Origin of the sequence: Phaeobacter sp. A36a-5a (assembly GCF_037911135.1) — a bacterium.
Taxonomy (GTDB): Bacteria; Pseudomonadota; Alphaproteobacteria; order Rhodobacterales; family Rhodobacteraceae; genus Phaeobacter; species Phaeobacter bryozoorum.
In genome coordinates, this window is sequence record NZ_JBBLYU010000001.1 from 1763949 (window position 1) to 1782791 (window position 18843).

15 protein-coding genes are annotated in these 18843 nt (G+C 62.1%); 4 read left to right on the plus strand and 11 right to left on the minus strand.

From position 1 onward, the window contains the following. The first annotated feature begins 127 nt into the window (after positions 1-127). The 3 genes from WLQ66_RS08210 (at position 128) to WLQ66_RS08220 (ending at position 5703) form a co-directional block, all read left to right on the plus strand. Positions 128-1423, plus strand: a complete 1296-nt coding sequence (locus tag WLQ66_RS08210; protein WP_340545842.1) for an efflux RND transporter periplasmic adaptor subunit — start codon at positions 128-130, stop codon at positions 1421-1423. Then, the gene (locus WLQ66_RS08215; protein WP_340545843.1) at positions 1420-5256 is read left to right on the plus strand and encodes an efflux RND transporter permease subunit; all 3837 of its coding nucleotides are present in this window, start codon (positions 1420-1422) and stop codon (positions 5254-5256) included. Before WLQ66_RS08210 ends, WLQ66_RS08215 begins: the two co-directional genes overlap by 4 nt. Positions 5257-5475: 219 nt before the next feature. Next, positions 5476-5703, plus strand: a complete 228-nt coding sequence (locus WLQ66_RS08220) for a hypothetical protein (RefSeq protein ID WP_340545844.1) — start codon at positions 5476-5478, stop codon at positions 5701-5703. 35 nt (positions 5704-5738) lie between these two features. Here WLQ66_RS08220 and WLQ66_RS08225 read toward each other — a convergent pair whose 3' ends face one another. Together WLQ66_RS08225 and WLQ66_RS08230 are read right to left on the minus strand one after the other, a co-directional pair. After that, positions 5739-7547, minus strand: a complete 1809-nt coding sequence (locus WLQ66_RS08225; RefSeq protein WP_340545845.1) for an ABCB family ABC transporter ATP-binding protein/permease — start codon at positions 7545-7547, stop codon at positions 5739-5741. 137 nt (positions 7548-7684) lie between these two features. Then, a complete protein-coding gene (locus tag WLQ66_RS08230; RefSeq protein ID WP_340545846.1) occupies positions 7685-9445 on the minus strand; it encodes a LysM peptidoglycan-binding domain-containing protein in 1761 nt (586 codons plus the stop codon). Between the two features lie 164 nt (positions 9446-9609). Between WLQ66_RS08230 and WLQ66_RS08235 the strand changes: the two genes are divergently transcribed. Next, positions 9610-10152: an LOG family protein gene (locus tag WLQ66_RS08235; RefSeq protein WP_340545847.1), complete on the plus strand. Its 543-nt coding sequence runs from the start codon at positions 9610-9612 to the stop codon at positions 10150-10152. Between the two features lie 87 nt (positions 10153-10239). Here the strand turns inward: WLQ66_RS08235 and WLQ66_RS08240 are convergent, their stop codons facing one another. The 9 genes from WLQ66_RS08240 to WLQ66_RS08280 all read right to left on the minus strand — a co-directional run bounded on the left by WLQ66_RS08240 (position 10240) and on the right by WLQ66_RS08280 (position 18719). Next, positions 10240-10692, minus strand: a complete 453-nt coding sequence (locus WLQ66_RS08240; protein WP_340545848.1) for a host attachment family protein — start codon at positions 10690-10692, stop codon at positions 10240-10242. Further along, positions 10692-10892, minus strand: a complete 201-nt coding sequence (locus WLQ66_RS08245) for a hypothetical protein (RefSeq protein ID WP_340545849.1) — start codon at positions 10890-10892, stop codon at positions 10692-10694. Before WLQ66_RS08245 ends, WLQ66_RS08240 begins: the two co-directional genes overlap by 1 nt. 142 nt (positions 10893-11034) lie before the next feature. Next, positions 11035-11634: a superoxide dismutase gene (locus WLQ66_RS08250; RefSeq protein WP_102896828.1), complete on the minus strand. Its 600-nt coding sequence runs from the start codon at positions 11632-11634 to the stop codon at positions 11035-11037. Between the two features lie 168 nt (positions 11635-11802). Further along, positions 11803-12228 carry a hypothetical protein gene (locus WLQ66_RS08255; protein ID WP_340545850.1) on the minus strand — a complete coding sequence of 142 codons (426 nt, stop codon included), beginning with the start codon at positions 12226-12228 and terminating at the stop codon, positions 11803-11805. A 114-nt stretch (positions 12229-12342) separates the two neighbouring features. Further along, the gene (locus tag WLQ66_RS08260) at positions 12343-12798 is read right to left on the minus strand and encodes a hypothetical protein (protein WP_340545851.1); all 456 of its coding nucleotides are present in this window, start codon (positions 12796-12798) and stop codon (positions 12343-12345) included. 179 nt (positions 12799-12977) lie between these two features. Beyond that, positions 12978-13550 carry a sarcosine oxidase subunit gamma gene (locus WLQ66_RS08265; RefSeq protein WP_340545852.1) on the minus strand — a complete coding sequence of 191 codons (573 nt, stop codon included), beginning with the start codon at positions 13548-13550 and terminating at the stop codon, positions 12978-12980. After that, a complete protein-coding gene (locus WLQ66_RS08270; protein ID WP_340545853.1) occupies positions 13543-16575 on the minus strand; it encodes a sarcosine oxidase subunit alpha family protein in 3033 nt (1010 codons plus the stop codon). Before WLQ66_RS08270 ends, WLQ66_RS08265 begins: the two co-directional genes overlap by 8 nt. 58 nt (positions 16576-16633) lie before the next feature. Then, positions 16634-16963: a sarcosine oxidase subunit delta gene (locus WLQ66_RS08275; protein WP_340545854.1), complete on the minus strand. Its 330-nt coding sequence runs from the start codon at positions 16961-16963 to the stop codon at positions 16634-16636. A 511-nt stretch (positions 16964-17474) separates the two neighbouring features. Next, positions 17475-18719 (minus strand): sarcosine oxidase subunit beta family protein, encoded by a 1245-nt coding sequence (locus WLQ66_RS08280; RefSeq protein ID WP_340545855.1) that lies wholly within the window; start codon positions 18717-18719, stop codon positions 17475-17477. Positions 18720-18843 lie beyond the last annotated feature (124 nt).

Here is an 18843-nt window from a genome sequence, read left to right on the forward strand (position 1 = left end):
TGGACAATGCCTATATCGCCCATATCACTTAGCGCGAGTTCGCCTGAACATGCCGAATTAATGGTATGGTTGTTGAGTGGTTCTATATGTCCCGGATGGGATGACTATGAATTTAGGAAGGCCCAAGATGCGTGTAATTCCCCTGATAACTGCTGCTGTTGTAACTGCAGGCTTGTATTATGCCGTGATCGAGCGGGATGCGCTTCTTGCCTTCGCCCGGGGGGAGCAGAGCGACGTGGACGCGGTGGCTGCCCCATCTGATGCGGACGCTGCGGCCCCGGCAGCTGACGCCGCTGATCCAACCGGAGCCGTTGCAGCCGCGGCGGCATATACCAAGGAGACCGGCAAATCGCCGGTCGGGGTTGTCGCCATCCGCAGCAGCGCCCGTGGTATCGACAGCGCTGTCGTGCTGCGTGGTCAGACCCAGGCCATCCGCGAGGTTGAGGTCCGGTCTGAAACCACATCCACCGTCCTGTCCGAACCGCTGCGCAAGGGTGCGCAGGTGAAGGCTGGCGATCTGCTGTGCAAGCTGGATCCCGGCACCCGCCCCTCAGCCCTGCTGGAGGCGAAGGCCCGGCTGAGCGAAGCGAAAATCCGCGTCCCTGAGGCCAAGGCCCGGCTGGAAGAGGCCCGCGCGCGGCTGCGCGAGGCGCAGATCAATCTGACCGCTGCGGCGAAACTCTCCGAAGGTGGCTTTGCCTCTGAAACCCGGCTGGCTTCGGCGCAGGCTGCCGAGCGCTCTGCGGTGGCGGGCGTGGCAACGGCGGAAACCGGGCTGGAAACCACCAGCGCAGGCATCGAAGCCGCCTCGGCACAGGTTGCCGCCTCTGAAAAGGAACTGTCGCGTCTGGATATCCTCGCGCCATTTGACGGGCTGCTGGAAAGCGACACCGCCGAACTGGGCAGCCTGATGCAGCCCGGCAGTCTTTGTGCAACCGTGATCCAGCTCGAAACCATCAAACTGGTCGGTTACGTGCCAGAAGCCGAAGTCAACCGTGTCACCATTGGCGCCATGGCCCGCGCCGAACTGGCAAACGGGCGTCTGGCTGCGGGCAAGGTGACCTTTATCAGCCGCTCGGCCGATCCCACCACCCGCACATTTGAGGTGGAAATCACCGTGCCGAACCCGGATCTGGCGATCCGCGACGGCCAGACCGCCGATATCGTGATCTCCGCCGAAGGTTCCAAGGCGCATTACCTGCCGCAATCCTCGCTGACGCTGAACAATGACGGCCAGCTGGGCGTGCGCGTGGTCAAAGAGGATCGGACGGTCGGATTTTACCCCGTCAGCCTCCTGCGGGATGAGGCCAGCGGTGTCTGGGTTAGCGGCCTGCCTGAACAGGCGGATGTGATTGTTGTCGGGCAGGATTTTGTTGTTGCGGGCGTCGCTGTTGAGCCCACGTATAAAGAGGTTACCCAATGACCGGTATCGTCAGCTGGGCCGCAGAACGGGCCCGTATGATCCTGGCGTTCATCGCCATTTCGCTGCTGGTCGGCGGCTTTGCCTATGCCAGCCTGCCCAAAGAGGGCGAGCCGGATATCGAAATCCCGGCGCTGTTCATCTCTGTCCCCTTCCCCGGCATCTCCGCCGAGGATGCCGAGACCCTGCTGGTCAAGGTGATGGAGACCGAGCTGGCCGATCTCGACGGGCTGGACAAGATGTCCTCAACCGCCGCCGAAGGCTACGCCGGTGTGGCGCTTGAGTTCGACTTTGGCTGGGACAAGACAGCGATCATGGCAGATGTCCGTGACGCGATGGATGCCGCCGAGGCCGATTTCCCCGAGGGGGCTGAAAAATACACCATCAACGAAATCAACTTCTCAGAATTCCCCATCGTCATCGTCAACCTGACCGGCGCCGTGCCCGAACGCACGATGGCCCGTATCGCCAAGGACTTGCAGGACGATCTTGAGGCGCTGGAACCGGTGCTCGAAGCCGGGATCGCCGGCAATCGCGACGAGATGGTCGAAGTACTGATCGACCCGCTGCGGCTGGAGGCCTATAACGTCACCGCGCTTGAACTGATCACCGTTGTGCAGAACAACAACCAGCTGATCGCCGCCGGTGAGGTGGAAACCAATCAGGGCACCTTCTCCGTGAAGATCCCGTCATCCTTTGATGATGTGCGCGACATCTACGAGCTGCCAGTGAAGACCAATGGCGACCGCGTGGTCACCCTGGGTGAGCTGGCCACGATCAATTTCACCTTCGAGGATCGTCGCGGCACCGCGCGGTTCAACGGCGAGGACACGGTGGCGTTGCAGGTGGTCAAGCGCAAGGGCTACAACCTGATCGACACGGTGGATCTGGTCAAGGTAACCTTGGCCGAGGCCAAGACCAAATGGCCGCCCGAGCTGAAGGCCGCCGTCTCCGTCGGCACCTCCAACGACCAGAGCCGCGTCGTCGGCTCCATGGTGAGCCAGCTGGAAGGTTCGGTCCTGACCGCTGTTGCTCTGGTGATGATCGTGGTGCTGTCGGCGCTTGGCAGCCGTGCCGCGCTGCTGGTCGGTTTTGCAATCCCGACCTCCTTCCTTTTGTGTTTTGCCTTCCTTGCGGTGATGGGCGTGAGCATCTCCAATATCGTGATGTTCGGCCTGATCCTTGCAGTGGGTATGCTGGTGGATGGCGCCATCGTGGTGGTCGAATACGCCGACAAGCGGATCAAGGAAGGCACCGGCCCGATGCACGCCTATGTCGAGGCGGCGCAGCGGATGTTCTGGCCGGTGGTTTCCTCAACCGCGACCACGCTCTGTGCCTTTCTGCCGATGCTGTTCTGGCCCGGTGTCCCCGGTGAATTCATGGGAATGCTGCCGGTCACGCTGATCTTCGTGCTCTCGGCATCGCTGGTGGTGGCGCTGATCTATCTGCCCGTCATGGGCGGTGTCACCGGCCGCATGAGCCGCCTGTTTGAAAACCTCTCCGACGGGCTACGGGCGGTTGCACCCTGGTGGCTGCGGGCCGCTCTGGTGCCGGTGATGCTCTGGGGTATGTTTGCAGGGGCGATGCAGATGCTCAACGGGGGCTATCTGCTGCCCGCTCAGGTGCCCGATACCGCCGCGCTGATCTTTGGTGCGCTGGTCTTCGTGCTGGCGGCCTTCGGGGCCTCGGTCACGCTGGGCGCGGCCAGTCTGCACCGGACCGAGAAATCCGTCGATGCCGGCTACAAACACACGCCCTTTGGCCATTTCATCAAATTCATCGTCGGCAATCCGGTCATGCCCATCGTCACCATCGGGGCGATCGCCTTTGCCATCATGACCGTCTTCACCATGTTCGGTCAGAACAACTACGGCGTTGAATTCTTCGTCGAATCCGAGCCGGAGCAGGCCACCGCCTATGTGCGCGCCCGTGGCAATACCTCGCTGACCGAAGAGGATGAGATGGTGCGCCAGACCGAACAGGTGATCCTGTCGCATCCGGCGGTCGTGAATGTCTTCTCCTTTGCCGGTGAAGGCGGGCTGAACACCGATGCCTCGGGCGCCCAGACCCCACCCGATACCATCGGTCAGGTCCAGTTCGAGATCATCCCATGGGAGGACCGGCCGACCCAGACCGAAAGCTGGTTCAACGGCTGGTTCACCCGCGAGGTGACGGCAACCGAGTTCGACGGCGATACGGTGATCGAGGAGATCAACGCCGAACTGGCCAAGCTGCCGGGCTTTGAAGCGGAAATCCGCGCGCTGGCACAGGGGCCCGCCTCCGGCAAACCTGTGCACCTGCGTCTGAAAGGCGACAGCTGGGACACGCTGACCGCCGCCACCGAGCAGGCCCGCGCCCAGTTCGAGGCAACCCCCGGTCTTGACCTGATCGAGGACAGCCTGCCGCTTCCCGGTATCGACTGGCAGATCGACGTCGATGTCGAAAAGGCCGGGCGGTACGGCGCCGATGTGGCGACCGTTGGCGCCATGGTGCAGCTGGTCACGCGCGGCATCCTTCTGGACACCATGCGCGTTGACAGCTCGGACGAGGAAATTGAAATCCGCGTTCGCCTGCCCGAAGAAGACCGCGTCCTCTCCACCCTTGATGCGCTGAAACTGCGCACCGAGGATGGGCTGGTGCCGCTGTCGAACTTCATCACCCGCCATCCTGTTCCCAAGCTGGAAAAAATCAGCCGCGTCGAACAGCAGCGCTATTACGACGTGAAGGCGGATATCGAACCGGGCCTGTCAAAGGTCATCACCACCGAGACCGAGGACGGCAAGGAGCAGACGCTGGCCTATGTCAAATCTCTCCCCGAAGGAACCGCAACCGGCGAGTTGACCGGCCCGGATGGCACAGCGTTCAGGCTGCGCAGTCTTGAAGGCGCGGCCACACAAGAGGCCCTGCAATCGGCGCTGGAGGATGGCGCCCGTGTTGTGGCGCTCAACGCCAACGAGCGCATCGCCAAGCTGACCGAGTGGCTGGAGAGCGATCCGCTGCCCGCCGATATCACCTGGGAATGGACCGGCGATCAGGAAGAACAGGCCGAATCCGGCGCCTTCCTGATGAAGGCCTTTGCCGGGGCGCTGGGGCTGATGTTCGTGATCCTCCTGGCGCAGTTCAACAGCTTTTACAATTCCATCCTGGTTCTTCTGGCGGTGGTGCTGTCCACCACCGGCGTGCTGATTGGCATGATGGTCATGCAGCAGCCGTTCTCGATCATCATGACCGGCACCGGCATCGTGGCGCTGGCAGGCATCGTGGTGAACAACAATATCGTTCTGATCGACACCTATCAGGAATATGCCCAGAAGATGCCCCGGATCGAGGCGATCATCCGCACCACCGAGGCGCGGATCCGTCCGGTTCTGCTGACCACCATCACCACGATGGCCGGCCTGGCACCGATGATGTTCGGGCTCAGCCTCGATTTCATCAATGGCGGCTATTCCATCGACAGCCCGACCTCGCTGTGGTGGAAACAGCTGGCTACCGCCGTGGTCTTTGGTCTGGGGATTGCCACCGTGCTGACGCTGCTGGTGACACCCTCGCTGCTGGCGATCCGGGTGTGGCTGTGGATCTATGTCGCCGCCCTTGGCCGCCTGCTTGCACGGCTTACCGGCGGGCGGTCCAGCCAGATCGCGCGAGACATGCGCCTCGCGACCAAGGCCCGCACCCTGCCCACCACCGAGATCCTGTGGGAGCGTGAAGGCAGGCTGGACAATGAACGAGACCCAGCGATGTCGGCGCCCGAAGCGGCACAGACCAGGCCGGACGAGGGCTGGGAGGAAGAGAAGGGCAAACCGCCCTCAACACCGCTGCGCGCCGCCGAATAACCAGCCAACGCCCCGCCACCGCGGGGCGTTGTGCGTTTGTTGGGACCAAAGCGCAGCCATCGGCGGCCAGCGACCAATCCGCCGCATCTGCATATTTTGGTGGTAATGAACGGCCAGCTGGGCCAGCCTGAAGACATTCCGCCGACCGCAGCACCAGCCGGGCGCCAGAAGACAGCCGCGCGGTTCCAGCCAGCCCCGCCAGCAGAGAGGACCCATCAGATGCCCGATTTCAACGATATGTTCGAACTCACCATTGCCGACGTCGATCTGATCGAAACCGCACTGCAACGCACGCGGGACGCACTGGCTGACGGCAGTCAAACCGTGCAGGGCATCGCCGGTCACAACCGCGCCGACAGCCTGCGTCAGATCCACGATCTGCTCGGACGGCTGCACAATCAAAAGATTTTCTACAAACCAAAGGACGGGGTCTACGTCAGCGGCTAGCCGCGCCGCAGACCCCCCTTATCCCCGCAGGGTGATCAGGCGGCGTCCTGATCCGATTGCTGGCGCTGCCACAGATGCGCGTAGCGGCCTTCGCTGGCCAGCAGCTCGTCATGGGTGCCGCGCTCGGCGATCTCGCCCTGTTCCAGCACAATGATCTGGTCGGCCTCTGCAACCGTGCTCAGACGGTGGGCAATGGTGATCACCGTCCGCCCCTGCCCGGCGCGCGACAGCGCCTCCTTGATCTCTTGTTCTGTGTCGCTGTCCAGCGCCGATGTCGCCTCGTCCAGCAGCAGGATTGGCGGGTTCTTCAGCAGGGTACGGGCAATGCCCACCCGCTGCTTCTCACCGCCCGACAGCTTCAGCCCCCGCTCGCCGACCTGCGTCTCATACCCCTCAGGCAGCCGCATGATGAAGTCGTGGATCTGCGCATCCCGCGCGGCCTGTTCCACCTCTTCCTGCGTGGCTCCAGCACGGCCATAGGCGATATTGTAGCGGATCGTATCGTTGAACAGCACGGTATCCTGCGGCACCACGCCAATCGCGGCATGAAGGCTCTTTTGCGTGACATCCCGCACATCCTGCCCGTCAATGCGCAAGGCCCCGCGGGTGACATCATAGAACCGGAACAACAGCCGCCCGATAGTGGATTTGCCCGACCCGGTAGACCCAACGATGGCCACGGTCTGCCCCGCCGCCACCTCAATACTCACGCCTCTCAGGATCTGCCGGTCGCTGTCGTAGCCGAACTCCACATTCTCCAGCGTGATGGCACCGCCGTTGACCTGCAACACCTTGGCATCACCCCGATCCTTCACATCCGGGTCCTGTTCGATCAGATCGAACATCTCGCCCATATCCACAAGGCTCTGACGGATCTCACGGTAGACGGTCCCGAGAAAGTTCAGCGGCACGGTGATCTGGATCATATAGGCGTTGACCATGACAAAATCGCCCACCGTCAGATTACCCTGCTGCACGCCGATCGCGGCCATCACCATCACCACCACCAGACCGCCGGTGATCACCAGGCTCTGGCCAAAGTTCAGGAATGCCAGCGAATAGGCAGTCTTCAGCGCGGCCTTGGCATAGGCCCGCATCGCCACGTCGTAGCGCTCGGTCTCACGATCCTCGGCGCCGAAATATTTGACCGTCTCATAGTTCAGCAGGCTGTCGATCGCCTTCTGGTTGGCATCGGTGTCCTGCTTGTTCATCTCGCGGCGCAGTTTCACCCGCCATTCCGTCACCGCAAAGGTGAACCAGACATAAAGCCCGACAGTGACCGCCACCACGACCAGATACCAGATGTCAAACAGCACCGCGAGGATGACGGCAACCAGCACCAACTCCAGCACCAGAGGCCCGATGGAAAACAGAAGAAAGCGCAGCAGGAACTCCACGCCTTTGACGCCACGTTCGATAATCCGGCTCAGCCCGCCGGTTTTGCGGGTGATGTGATAGCGCATCGACAGGCGGTGAATATGGCGAAAGGTCTCCAGCGCCAGACGCCTCAGTGCCCGTTGACCGACAGGCGCAAACACCGCATCACGCAGCTGCTGAAACCCGGTGGTCAGAACCCGCGCCACGCCATAGGCCACCGTCAGACCAACAGCCCCCAACGCCAGAGGCGGCACGCCTTCTCCCGCGAGGCTATCGACCGCACCCTTGTAGAGCATCGGCGTATAGACCGCGACCAGCTTGGCCAGGATCAGCACCGCCAGCGCCGCCACCACGCGGTATTTGACCCAGGCCTGATCCTTTGGCCACAGGTAGGGAAAAACGCGGCGCAGGGTGCGCAGGCCGGAACGGCGCTCCTCCTGCGCAGTGGTCATATCGCTGTCCGTCATCACATGTCCTTGTTGCAAGACCTCTGACATAGGGCCGTGCCGACCAATTGGCCAGCATGGCCCTGCGCCGTATCCCGACTTTTGGCCCGACTATTATCCCGGCCTTTGCGCAGCCCCCCCGCGCGGCGACAGTCGTCTTATTGCACCGGCACCGAGAATACCTGACCGGGGTAGATCAGATCCGGGTTGCGGATCGCCGCGCGGTTGGCATCAAATACCCGCACATACAGCAGCCCGTCGCCATAACGTTCGCGCGAAATCGCCCAGAGCGTATCGCCCTCCTGCACCGTGACCAGGCGCACCTGAGGCTGCGTGCCGGTTGGGGCGGCATCGGGGGCAGCTGCGGTTTCGACAGGCGGTTGCAGCACCTCCGGCGCTTCCCGTTTGAACGGGGTTTCAAGCCGGCTCAGCACCTTGCCCTCGGTATCCAGCGCATCCAGTCGCAGCGCGTAGATCCCCGGCGCCACATTGGGCAGAATACCGGACCAGCGGCCTTCCTCATCCACCGGCAGATCGGCAATCGCCGCATTGTCAAGATAGGCGCGCACCACCGCATCCGCGCGCACCCGCCCGCTCAGCACCACGGAGCCCGCATCATCATAGGAAATGGTCTCCAGCGCCACGGTATCGGGCGCCTCTGCCAGTCGCGGCGTGGGGGGCTGGACCAGCGTCACGCCGCTGGCATCGGACCGCAGCACCGCCACCTGTTCCGGTGCGGCGGCGGCTGGCGCGTCCTGGCCTGTGGTCTGCGCCACATCCGCCGCAGCGGCCTCAGCCATCTCGACTGTGGTTTCCGCCACCTCGGCAGGTGCCACCGCACTATCCTCAGCCGGGCTGTCCACCGCAGCCTGCGCAACATCTGCGGGATCTGCATCCGGTTCTGCGGCCAGCTCTGCCGCCACCGGTGCGGCAGGTGCAGCGCTCACAACAGGAGAGGCTTCAGCTGTTTCCGTTGCAGCGGTCGTGACCTCAGCCTGCACCGCCTCACTTGCCACCGCCTCACTTGCCACTGCCTCGCTCTGCACGGCCTCAGCCTGCGCAGCCTCGCTTTGAACGGCCACGTTCACGGTTTCCTCGGCGGCCGCATCGGCTGCGACATCCGCTGCCACCGGCGCCTCGGCGACCGGGGCATCAACCGCGTCGGCCTGTGCCACCTGCACCGGCGCGACGGGCACGACAGGTGCCAGAATGAACTCTGCATCAGAGGCCGCAACCGCCTCCCCCAAGGTGGCTGTCAGCGAAATCACCTGCGGCTGATCCGAGGGCGCAACCGAGGTGAACAGCACAAAGCTGCCATCCGACGGCACCGTCAGCGTCTCCAGCACCGCACCGTCCAGCATTAGCGAGATCACCGATCCCGGCGTCGCCCGCCCGGCAACCATTCCGCTGCCATCGGTCTCAAACCGTGCAAGATCCATCTGCGGGGCTGTCAACGTCACGGCGGGTGTTTCAGCAGGCGTCTCATCTGCCGATGGCGCGGCCTCGACGGCGCTGGTCTCTGCTGCCCCTGCCACAACCACCTCGACCGCCTGCTCGGCCTCGGCCGCCTGCTCCGCATCCGCGCGCGCCGCCGCTTCGACAGGCGCTTCACCGCCCGCAGGCTGATCGACCTCGGCCGGTGCCGTCGCATCCGTCGCAGCCACTGTCACCTCGGTTTCTGTCACCGTCTCTTCGGGCGCATCGCTGCCCACCTCGGGCGAAGCCAGCTTGCGATCTGAGGCGGAGACGCTCGGCGTGATCACCACCTTGTCGCCATTGGCGGCGGAGCCATCGCCGCCCAAGCCGCGCTCACCACCGCCCCATTGCAGGAAAACCACCCCGCCCAGCACCGCGACCACCGCAGCAGCGCCCCCGATGGCGATGGCGGATATGCCACCTTTGCCCGTTACATCCGTCATTCCATTCCTTCCCTTCCGACCCCGAAAAGACCTCCACCGGTCGTCCTCGGGTCCGATCCTGCGGGATGTCCCCCCCGCTTGCTTGAGCCAGCCATACAATGCCGCTATCAGGGACCAAAGGACGACTTATTTCCCCGCCGAACACAACAAAAAAGGTGACTGCCATGCGTATTCATTCCGTCTGTGTGTATTGTGGATCGCGCGATGGGATCCGTCCGGCCTATGCCGAGGCCGCCGAGGCGCTCGGAACCGGGCTTGCCCAACAGGGGCAGCGGCTGGTCTATGGCGCCGGGGATGTCGGGCTGATGGGCCGGGTGGCGCGGGCGGCACAGGCGGCGGGCGGGCGCACCTTTGGCGTCATTCCCGAACATCTGGTCCGCCGCGAGGTCGCCAAGACCGACCTCAACACCTATGTGGTCACCGAAACCATGCACGAACGCAAAAAGGTGATGCTCTACAACGCCGATGCCGTGGTGGTGCTGCCGGGCGGTGCCGGCTCGCTTGACGAGCTGTTCGAGGCGCTGACCTGGCGTCAGCTCGACCTGCACCGGAAACCGATCCTGGTCCTCAACATCGACGGTTACTGGGATCCGCTGAAGGCCCTGGTGGAGCATGTGGTGGCCGAAGGGTTCGCCGGGGCCGAGACAACGGCGGCGCTCACCTGGGTCACCAGCGTCGAGGATGCGCTGACCGCGCTGCGCGGCTGATCTCGACAACAAATAACGCGGCGCATTCCTGCACCGCGTTGGTCTGTGAATTTGCCAGATAAATGCGTTTCGCGCACACCGCCGGGATCAGGCGGCCAGCTCCTGCTGAACAATCTTCTCGATCTCGTCGATCGGGTGGTTGGTCAGCGTCTTCGGGATCTCCGCCAGCACCAGATCCTGCACCTCCTTGTGCAGCTTGTCGCGCAGATTGCCGAGCACCTGCGGCGAGGCGACCAGAACGATCTTGCCCAGTTTGCCCTTGTGCGCCCGCTCATAGAGCAGCTCTGCGATATCGTCGGCAAAGCGCTCCTTGGCCAGCTCGTGCCAGTCGGTATCATCCAGCGCCGAACGGTGGCCAACACCGCCGTCGTGCATCCGGCCGGGACGGTTGGCCGATTGTTCGATATCGGAGGGATTGTCCTGCTCTTCCTTGCGGCGCACCTCCAGATGCGGGTTCTGCGCATCGGTGGTGTTTTGCAGCAGCAATGCCTTTTCGCTGTCGGTCACCAGAACATATGTGCCGTGGTCTAGCTGAGCCATTATTGGTCCTCCTGCTCGTTGGATTTGGTCACCCGTGTCGCACCGGCAGGGCGTTCCTTGGCACGTTTTTCCTCGTCCTCGGTCGCCACCTCCCGGGCCAGTCGGCCACCGGTGCGCCCGCCATGCGAAACGCTGCCCTCGGCGCCCAGGATTTCCTTGGTTTCCTGACGGCCATCCTTTGATCTCACGCGGTCTGCCATGTCGGTCCTCCATTTTTATCGGGTTCACCAACACAACCGCCAAAGAGGCGTTTTGTTCCCCCCTCGGCCCGCGCCCGCGCAATAAAGAAAGGCCCCGTCCGATACCGGACGAGGCCCAAGATCAATCACTGATCCCAAAAGATCACATGCGCGAAGCGACGTTTTCCCAGTTGACCAGATTGTCGAGGAAGTTGGTCAGATAGGCCGGACGCTTGTTGCGGAAATCGATATAGTAGGAATGCTCCCACACGTCACAGCCCAGCAGTGCTGTCTGACCAAAGCAGACCGGGTTCACGCCGTTTTCGGTCTTGGTCACCTTCAGGCCGCCGTCGGTGTCCTTGACCAGCCAGGCCCAGCCGGAGCCGAACTGACCCGCGCCTGCGGCAGAGAACTCTTCCTTGAACTTGTCAACGGAGCCAAAGCTGTCGACCAGAGCCTTTTCCAGCTCGCCCGGCATCTTGCTGTCGCCCGGACCCATCATTTCCCAGAACTGGTTGTGGTTCCACAGCTGGGAGATGTTGTTGAAGATACCGCTCTGGGCGACGGCATTTGCGTCATAGGTGCCCTTGATGATCTCTTCCATGGACTTGCCGTCCCACTCGGTGCCGGCGATCAGCTTGTTGCCGTTGTCCACATAGGCCTTGTGATGCAGGTCGTGGTGGTATTCCAGCGTTTCTGCGGACATGCCTTTGGATGCCAGCGCGTCATGGGCATAAGGAAGATCGGGAAGTTCAAAAGCCATCTGGGCCCCCTGTATTGTCTGTTTCGTTCCTAGGCAGATACATGCGGCTGGTGCCCCCATTGGTCAAGGCCAAGCCGGGGAAACAGCTAAAAAATAACCCGGTCAGCAGGAAAAGAGGCAGCCGCCGCAGGCCGTTAGACGATCGGCAACGGATCCTGCACTGCGGGCTTACCTGCTCAGCTTAACGTTGCTGCGGGTGCACGGCCCGCTGCCGGACGGACGGTTATCATAGCCATGCACGCGCGCTGTAATCGACAGCTTCATGCGCGGCTCATCCATCGTGGCCGAATAGCTTGCCTTGGCAGACCCCGAACGCGCATCAATATTATTGACGGTCCACTTCAGCTTGAGCCGGTTTTTGGAACGCAGATCGTAAGGCACGATCATCGGGGTTTTCTGTACGCTGGCAATAACGCCATCCATCACGCCCGTGACTTTCTGGTCATGATCGACAAAGACCAGAACACGCGGCGACAGCCATCCGTATTTCTCATAGGAGGTGATCTGGCAATCATAGGTCACCGGTGCCGCGACAACGGGCGCTGCGGCAAATAGGGTGCAGGCCGCCACTGCGGCTCTGATCAAAGATTTCATCGGGAATGCTCGCGCTCTCAGGAAATGGATACAGCCGCTATATCGTCAATCGCGCGCAGGTTGTGAAGTCTTTTCTATGGAATTGCCGCTACGATGCAGCCGCGACATCATCAGCTAACTTGTGACCTGGGCGCATTGGCCGATGCCGCGTGGCGATTTCTCCCCGACGCCACCGGAGATCACCTTTACCGACAGTTTCTTGTTCTGGGTGTTGAACACCGCGCGATAATGGGTTTCCACCGCGCTCGCGCCATTGCCGACCGAGGCGCTGGTGACCGTCCAGCTGACCCGGTAGGAGATATCGCTGATGCGGAAAAACCCGGCCTTCAGCGGGCGGCCGGACAGCGCACTGACATTGCCGGAATGCACCACTTCCGCCGACCATTCATCGTGGAAACGCAGGCTGATCAGCGGCGGGATCCACCCTCGGCCAGACAGCGATTTCACCTTGCAGGTATAAATCCCTTCCAGCGCCGCCGCCGGGGTCGCCAGACCGGTGCCAAGTGCCACGCAGGCAGCAAAGCCCAGCGTCCTTGCAATTGGCAGCAGCAGGTCAGCGACCTTGAACATATTAACCTCCCACCAGTTAATACAGCATAGCCCGGCTATGCAGCAGACAGATAACTCCCGAATTGGCGGTGATCATGAATCACAAATGGTGAAGAACCAACAAAGCCAAGTAAAAAGTGCCCCCGGAAATCCAGAAGCACTTTACCTGCACGTAAAACGCACCACAAGGCTAAATTGCCTTAACCAGTTAACGCACCTACCTTAGATTGTGGATGCGCGGCGGTGCATAACAAGTTGTAGACATATCCGCCCACTGAACGGAAACAAACGATGTGAAATGCACCGTTATTGTCCAGCCAGAAGGCCGCCGCCACCTGCGCCATGCGCGTGCGGCGAAACTGGCCCGGTTTGAAGGCCTCAGCCGACATATCGACCGGGCAGATTTTCGCCAGAACTTCGCGGGCGCTGTCACCGGACAGGCGGAACAGACCACGGGCGTCGGAGACATTGACGGCCAGCGCATGTTCGCCTTTCAGCGCCTCTGCCAGATCCGCCACCTTGGCGTCAACCTCGCCGTAAGGCACCAGCAGCAGCAGCTCATCCGGCGACATCCAGGCCACACCGCCCTGCTCGGTCAGGGAGATCTGACCGCTGGTCGGCACATCCGCCCCGGCGGCGGCCCTTACCGCCGCCTTCAGGGTGGCAGAGGCCAGATCGCCGCGCAGGGTGATCATCCCCTGCAACCCGCGGTCCTCGACCTGTGCCAGACCGGAGAATTTCGCCCCATTCACTGCGCTGACAGGATCAGACATTCTGCTTCTCCCCTTCCTTGTCGTAAAAGACCTGATCGACGATCTTGGCCTTGTAGATTGTCCCGTCGGTGCCAGGGAACTCGATCACCTCGCCCATCCGCTTCGGACCATGCTTGACCAGACCCATGGCAATGCCACGGCCCAGATTGGCCGAATAATAGGTCGAGGTGACGCGCCCGATGGTGTTTTTCTGGCCATTGGCGTTGACACCATTGCCGACCGCATAGGCGCCATCCGGCAGGACCGACCCGTCTACGGTTTCCAGACCCACCAGCTGCCAGCGGTCGGGATCGGCCATGTGGCTGCGGGAATGCGCGCGTTTGCCGAGGAAATCCTCTTTCTTCTTCGACAGCGCCCAGTTGAGCCCCAGATCCTGCGGGATAACGGTCCCGTCAGTCTCGTCGCCGATCATGATAAAGCCCTTTTCGGCCCGCAGGATGTGCAGACATTCGGTGCCATAAGGCATCACCCCGAATTCCTTGCCCGCCTCCATCAACGCAGTCCAGAACGCCTGACCTTCGGAGGCCGCAACCGCGATCTCGTAGGACAATTCGCCCGAGAAGGAGATGCGATAGGCCCGCGCCTTGAAGCCGCCGATTTCCCCATCACGCCATTCCATGAAGGGCAGCGCCTCCTTGGAGACATCCATACCGCCGCCCGCTTTTTCATTCAGCTTTTCCAGCACCTTGCGGGCGTTGGGGCCCACGACGGCGACCTGCGCCAGCTGTTCGGTGACATTGGCAACATAGACTTTCCAGTCCCACCATTCGGTCTGCAGCCATTCTTCCATGTGGCCATGGATCCGCTCGGCACCGCCGGTGGTGGTGTGGCAAAGCCAGGTGTCCTCGTCGATCCGGGCAACCACGCCGTCGTCGATCAGGAAACCGTTCTCCGAACACATCAGACCATAGCGGCATTTGCCCGGCTTCAGCGTCGACATCATGTTGGTATACATCATGTCGAGGAACTTGCCCGCATCCGGCCCTTTGACGACCAGCTTGCCGAGGGTCGAGGCATCCAGCAGGCCGAGGTTCTCGCGGGTGTTCTTCACCTCGCGGTTCACCGCGTCATGCACGCTCTCGCCGGAGCGAACATAGGCGTAGGGGCGACGCCACTGGCCAACCGGTTCCCAATCCGCCCCGTTGCTGTCGTGCCAGTCATACATCGGCGTCTTGCGCAGCGGCTGGAAGATCTCCCCGCGGGCCTCACCGCCGATCGCCCCCATCGAAATCGGGTGATAGGGCGGTCGGAAGGTGGTGGTGCCCACTTGCGGGATTTCAGACCCCAGCGCATCAGCAAGGATCGCCAGACCGTTGATATTGCTCAACTTCCCCTGATCCGTCGCCATGCCCAGCGTGGTGTAGCGCTTGGTATGTTCGACGCTTTCGAACCCTTCGCGCGCGGCCAGCTGCACATCCGACACTTTGACGTCGTTCTGATAGTCCAGCCAGGTTTTCATCCGCAGCTTGATGTCGGCCTTGGCAGGCATCAGCCAGACCGGCTCCATCGCCGTCTCTGTCGGGGCATCACCAACGGGCGCGGTGCCTGCCTTGACCTTGCGGCCAGCGGCCTTGGCTGCCGCCTCGCCTGCGGCCTGCGCATCGCTCAGCGCCTCCGCCAGACCAGCGGCGCCATTGGCAGCCCCCGCCGCAATCACAAAACCCTTGCCATCCGCACCCAGCGGCGGACGGGTGGCATCGGGGCGGAAGTTCGCATGGGTCTGATCCCAGACGAGCTTGCCACCGCAATGGGACCACAGGTGCACAACCGGCGACCAGCCGCCGGACATCGCGACCGCATCGGCCTCGACCTCCTCCTGCGCACCACCCTCGCCGTTCTGGGCACAGATCGCCACCGAGGTGACGCGCTTGCCGCCTTTCACCTTGGCAATGGCCCGGCCACATTCGACGCGGATGCCCAGCTGACGAACCTCTTCCATCAGCGCGCCGCCGCCGCTGTCGCGGGCATCCAGCACGCGCACCACCTCGACACCCGCAGCATGCAGCGCAATCGCGGTGCGATAGGCGTCATCATTGTTGGTGGCCACAACCACTTTCTGGCCGGGTGTCACCCCCCAGTTCACCGCATAGTCGCGCATCGAGGCCGCCAGCATCACGCCCGGCACATCATTGCCCGCAAAGGACAAAGGCCGTTCAATCGCACCGGTCGCCGTCACAATCTGGCTGGCCCGGATCCGCCACAGACGGTGGCGCGGACCACCCTGCCCCGGCGCATGATCGGTCAGACGCTCATACCCCAGCGCATAGCCGTGATCATAGACGCCCGCGCCCATGCAGCGGTCGCGCAGCAGCACATTGTCCATGCCCCGCAGCTCGGCGAGGGTTTTCTCGACCCAAGCGCCGGGTTCCATCCCGTCGATGGTGCCGCCATCAACCGGCGCGCGGCCACCCCAATGGTTGTGCTGCTCCAGCAGCAGAACCTTGGCACCGGACATCGCCGCAGCCTTGGCCGCCTGCAAACCCGCAACACCACCACCAATCACCAGCACATCGACGAAATAATAGAAATGCTCGTAGGTGTCGGCGTCCTTCAGCTCCTTGTCGGGCGCTTTGCCCAGACCGGCGGACTGGCGGATGATCGGCTCGTAGACATGTTTCCACAGCGGACGCGGGTGGATGAACATCTTGTAGTAGAACCCCGCAGGCAGGAACCGCGCCAGCGCGTTATTGGCCACGCCCACGTCGAACTCAAGGCTCGGCCAATGGTTCTGCGACTGCGCCGACAGGCCCGAGAACAGCTCGGTCGTGGTGGCGCGCTGGTTGGGTTCAAACCGGTCGCCGGTGCCCAGACCCACAAGCGCATTGGGCTCTTCCGGGCCAGCCGCAACCAGACCGCGCGGGCGGTGATATTTGAACGAGCGGCCAACCATCATCTGGTCATTGGCCAACAGGGCCGACGCCAGCGTATCGCCTACATAGCCCTTCATCCGCTTGCCGTTGAAGGTGAATTCGATCGGTTTGGAGCGGTCGATCAACCGGCCGTTTTTGGCAAGGCGCGTGCTCATGTGGCGGACCTTTCGCAAGAGAGGGCGACGAAAAGGGAGGTAACGTTCAGACAGGCGATCATTTCAGATCCCGCCATGTCCAGCCGGGACGCTTGGCCGTGACCGCATCCAGAATGTCCTTGGGCGGCTCGGTGGTCTGGGCGCTGTAGGTGCCAAAAACCTCAAGCGTGGTGGTGCAGCGCGCAGCATGGAACCACTTGCCGCAGCCATTGGCATGGCGCCAGCGCTCAAAATGCACGCCCTTGGGGTTTTCGCGCATGAACAGATAGTCATGAAACTCGTCATCCGACGAGCCGGGACCAAAACGCTTCAGATGCGCCTCGCCACCAGCGGCCAGTTCAGTTTCTTCGGCTTTGACGCCGCAATAGGGGCATTCAAGGATCAGCATTTCACCACCATTTCTTGGGTAGAGCGCAGGAAGACACACAAGGTGTTGACACATTTCCGAACACAGGACACACTGGAACATAATGCGAACATCAAAAAGGTACCGTAATGAGCAACCTTAGAATTCTCACTCTCTACGGAGCATCGGGGGGACGGTACGATTTCTCGGTCTACCCCCCAGCTTCTGACTTCGGACACTTCGGAGGAATTTACGCGTTCATGGCGCGAGATTTTCGAACTGACCTGTTTAACGTTCTGTACGTAGGCATCGCTTCCGACTTCACAACTAGGTTTGGCGACCATGAAAAATGGCAACCCGCCTGCAACATGGGGGCTAACTCCGTTGGCATCATCTTCAACGAGAACGAGTTCTCTCGAAGAGCCACTGAAACCGACCTTATAAAGGGCCTGAACCCGCCCCTTAATGTTCAACACAATGTTCTTGCAGGTACCGCACCAGGCTTGAGCGGACTCGCAAACGCGTTGAGCCGATATGGAAGCAATAACTAACATCAGTGCGCCACACCGGCAGCAACGCTCTCGTCGATGAACTTGCCTTCCTTGAAGCGCATCATCGAAAACTCTTCGGCCAGCGGCGAATGACCTGTGGCCATCAGCTCGGCCATCGCCCAGCCAGAACCCGGGATCGCCTTGAAGCCGCCGGTACCCCAGCCTGCGTTGACAAAGATATTGCCAACCGGTGTCTTGGAGATCAGCGGCGAGCGGTCGCCGGTCACATCCACGATCCCGCCCCACTGGCGCAGCATCTTCAGACGGCTGACCATCGGGAAGGTCTCGTTGAGCGCGCGCACGGTTTCCTCGATATGATGGAAAGATCCGCGCTGGGTGTAGTTGTTGAACCCGTCGGTGCCGCCGCCGATGACCATCTCGCCCTTGTCGGACTGCGACATGTAGCCATGCACGGTATTGGCCATCACAACCACATCCATGCAGGGTTTGATCGGCTCGGACACCAGCGCCTGCAGCGCCACGCTTTCCACCGGCAGACGGAAACCCGCCATGTCCGACAGATGCGAACAATTGCCCGCAACCACCATGCCCAGCTTGTCGCAGTCGATGGCGCCCTTGGTGGTGTCGACGCCAACCACGCGGCCATTCTCATTGCGCACGCCGGTGACTTCACACTGCTGGATGATGTCCATACCCATGTTGGAACAGGCCCGCGCATAGCCCCAGGCCACCGCATCGTGACGCGCGGTGCCGCCGCGTTCCTGCCAGAGGCCGCCCAGAACCGGATAGCGCGGCCCTTCGAGGTTGATGATCGGCACCAGCTCCTTCACGCGCGCAGGCTCAATCCATTCGGTCTGCACGCCCTGCAGGGCATTGGCATGGGCGGTGCGCTTGTAGCCGCGCACCTCATGCTCGGTCTGCGCCAGCATGATCACGCCGCGCGGGCTGAACATCACGTTGTAGTTGATGTCCTGGCTCATCGTCTCATAGAGCGAGCGCGCCTTCTCATAGATCGCCGCCGAGGGATCCTGCAGGTAGTTGGAGCGGATGATGGTGGTGTTACGCCCGGTATTCCCGCCGCCCAGCCAGCCCTTTTCCAGAACGGCGACATTGGTGATGCCGAAATTCTTGCCAAGGAAATAGGCTGTGGCCAGACCATGCCCCCCGGCCCCGACGATGATCACATCATAGTGGCGTTTCGGTTCAGGCGAGCGCCAGGCGCGTTCCCATCCGGTGTGGTAGCGCAGCGCCTCACGCGCGACAGCAAAGGCAGAATAACGTTTCATGGGCGAATCCGTGGTTCGAGACTGCTACCGGGTATGCACCACAGATCGCCCCGGGCTGCGCCGTTTATCGTCGCAATCGTGCATGGTTGCGACATGCGGACCCAAAGACGACGCGCCGCCGCCG

Excerpts from the sequence above, each read along its gene's own strand:
- WLQ66_RS08210 (WP_340545842.1), top strand. The coding sequence starts at position 128 with ATGCGTGTAATTCCCCTGATAACTGCTGCTGTTGTAACTGCAGGCTTG.
- WLQ66_RS08215 (WP_340545843.1), top strand. The coding sequence starts at position 1,420 with ATGACCGGTATCGTCAGCTGGGCCGCAGAACGGGCCCGTATGATCCTG.
- WLQ66_RS08220 (WP_340545844.1), top strand. The coding sequence starts at position 5,476 with ATGCCCGATTTCAACGATATGTTCGAACTCACCATTGCCGACGTCGAT.
- WLQ66_RS08225 (WP_340545845.1), bottom strand. The coding sequence starts at position 7,547 with ATGACGGACAGCGATATGACCACTGCGCAGGAGGAGCGCCGTTCCGGC.
- WLQ66_RS08230 (WP_340545846.1), bottom strand. The coding sequence starts at position 9,445 with ATGACGGATGTAACGGGCAAAGGTGGCATATCCGCCATCGCCATCGGG.
- WLQ66_RS08235 (WP_340545847.1), top strand. The coding sequence starts at position 9,610 with ATGCGTATTCATTCCGTCTGTGTGTATTGTGGATCGCGCGATGGGATC.
- WLQ66_RS08240 (WP_340545848.1), bottom strand. The coding sequence starts at position 10,692 with ATGGCTCAGCTAGACCACGGCACATATGTTCTGGTGACCGACAGCGAA.
- WLQ66_RS08245 (WP_340545849.1), bottom strand. The coding sequence starts at position 10,892 with ATGGCAGACCGCGTGAGATCAAAGGATGGCCGTCAGGAAACCAAGGAA.
- WLQ66_RS08250 (WP_102896828.1), bottom strand. The coding sequence starts at position 11,634 with ATGGCTTTTGAACTTCCCGATCTTCCTTATGCCCATGACGCGCTGGCA.
- WLQ66_RS08255 (WP_340545850.1), bottom strand. The coding sequence starts at position 12,228 with ATGAAATCTTTGATCAGAGCCGCAGTGGCGGCCTGCACCCTATTTGCC.
- WLQ66_RS08260 (WP_340545851.1), bottom strand. The coding sequence starts at position 12,798 with ATGTTCAAGGTCGCTGACCTGCTGCTGCCAATTGCAAGGACGCTGGGC.
- WLQ66_RS08265 (WP_340545852.1), bottom strand. The coding sequence starts at position 13,550 with ATGTCTGATCCTGTCAGCGCAGTGAATGGGGCGAAATTCTCCGGTCTG.
- WLQ66_RS08270 (WP_340545853.1), bottom strand. The coding sequence starts at position 16,575 with ATGAGCACGCGCCTTGCCAAAAACGGCCGGTTGATCGACCGCTCCAAA.
- WLQ66_RS08275 (WP_340545854.1), bottom strand. The coding sequence starts at position 16,963 with ATGCTGATCCTTGAATGCCCCTATTGCGGCGTCAAAGCCGAAGAAACT.
- WLQ66_RS08280 (WP_340545855.1), bottom strand. The coding sequence starts at position 18,719 with ATGAAACGTTATTCTGCCTTTGCTGTCGCGCGTGAGGCGCTGCGCTAC.